This window comes from Rhodoplanes roseus (assembly GCF_003258865.1).
GTDB lineage: Bacteria > Pseudomonadota > Alphaproteobacteria > Rhizobiales > Xanthobacteraceae > Rhodoplanes > Rhodoplanes roseus.
In genome coordinates, this window is the sequence record NZ_NPEX01000687.1 from 1 (window position 1) to 380 (window position 380).

Sequence of the window (380 nt, forward strand, 5' to 3'; positions counted from 1 at the left end):
ACGATAAGAGGCGACAGCGAATTGGGCAGGATGGTCACAACCATCAGCCGGAGCGGGCTTGCGCCCACGACACGTGCCGCCGTGACGTAATCGCGCTGCTTTTCCGCCATTACGGCCGCGCGGGTGAGGCGCACGTAATGTGGCTGCTGCACGATCGCGATGGCGATCATTGCATTCGTCAGGCTGGGGCCGAGGATCGCGACCAGCGCGAGAGCGAGAAGCAGGCTCGGAAAGGCGAGGATGATGTCCATCACCCGCATGACGAGGGTGTCGAACCAGCCGCCGAAAAAGCCGGCGAGGAGCCCGACAATGATTCCGACCACAAGCGCACCAGCCACCACGACGCAGCCGACGAACAACGAAAAGCGGCTGCCGTAGAT

General features: G+C 62.9%; 1 protein-coding gene. It reads right to left on the reverse strand.

Translation table 11 applies throughout. The features are described from left to right. A partial coding sequence (locus tag CH341_RS31975; protein ID WP_146604738.1) for an ABC transporter permease subunit occupies positions 1 to 380 on the reverse strand: 380 nt, incomplete at both ends.